The organism is Clostridium sp. (assembly GCF_051656525.1).
In the GTDB taxonomy this organism is placed as follows: Bacteria; Bacillota; Clostridia; order Clostridiales; family Clostridiaceae; genus Clostridium.
On the sequence record NZ_JBOGCC010000154.1, the window covers coordinates 1 to 1,197 of the forward strand.

The window sequence follows — 1,197 nt, forward strand, 5'->3', positions numbered from 1 at the left end:
CATTAAGTGTTGGTGGTAATATCATTGTAGGTGGAGAATCAATTGCGGATGAGCAAGTTACAGTTGCTACAGCAAATACTATTGCAGTTCAAGGAACACCTATTGCATGGGGAGATTTAGGAACGATCGGATGGTACACACTCCCTGGCGAATCAAACTGGACTAAGATTACATTTAATGGTAAATCAGCTACAGTTTCAGGATTAAAAGTTGGAGATAAAGTATGTGTACGTTATAATGCAACAAACGATGCCTTAAGAGAATTTGTTGTACCTGCCGCTATTATTCCAGCAGAATGTAAGGCTGTATTAACAACACCTTTATTCCAAGCTGAAGCTAAAAACTTTACAACTTCATCAAAAGTTGGTGATTTGATTGTTGAGATTCCTAGATTCTTATTATCCGGTGCCCAAGACCTTACATTGAATATGAGTGGTGCCTCTACAACTAACCTTTCTGGGTCAGCCTTAGCGGCGTTCACAGGTAATGAAGGATGTAATGATTACGGATACTACGCTAAAATCAAGGAAATTATTTACGGAAAACAGTTTTACGAAGGGCTTTTTGATTTGGCGATTGCAAATGGGACAGTTAAAAATGGAGATGTTGTAAACGTTTATGGATTATATCAAAATGGTTCAACTTCTCATATTAGACCATCTCTATTAACATTCACTGGTGCCACTGTAGATCCGACTACCGGAATCGCTAGTGCTATTGCTAGTGCAGGAACATTAATAGCTAAAGTAAAAGCTCCAAATGGTGTAACTTTACCACCAGCTATTGCTTCAATAGAAGGTGTGGCTAAGACAGCTACAGCATAAATTAGGGGAGAAATCCCCTTTTACATATTGACATAACAATTCAAATACTATATAATATAAATATGATAGTCGTGAGACTAACTGCAATCCAATGTTGTGAAACAGACTGCAATAGTAATTTAAAGGAGAATATATATGGCTTGTAAATATGGTATTCCCATGAAGAAAAATTTAACAAATTATATGATGTGCTCTATAGACAATAGACCATGTACATTCTGTAGATATTGTACTAAAGAACAATCAATTGTATTTAATGGCTTAGAAGTTGGTTGTACAAAACGTAGAGATTATGAAGCCATCCAATTAAACAAAAAATAACATAAAGGGAGGATGCTAAAATAAAAGGCATTTTCCCTATTTTTTTCTATTT

The 1,197-nt window shown here is 35.5% G+C and carries 2 protein-coding genes; both read left to right on the forward strand.

Features of this window, described 5'->3' with window-relative positions; genetic code table 11:
• The coding region (locus ACRDDY_RS07875) for a hypothetical protein (protein ID WP_438564401.1) at positions 1–824 on the forward strand (824 nt) is incomplete at its 5' end.
• A gap of 135 nt (positions 825–959) precedes the next feature.
• A complete protein-coding gene (locus ACRDDY_RS07880; RefSeq protein ID WP_438564402.1) occupies positions 960–1,145 on the forward strand; it encodes a hypothetical protein in 186 nt (61 codons plus the stop codon).
• The last annotated feature ends 52 nt before the right edge of the window (positions 1,146–1,197 follow it).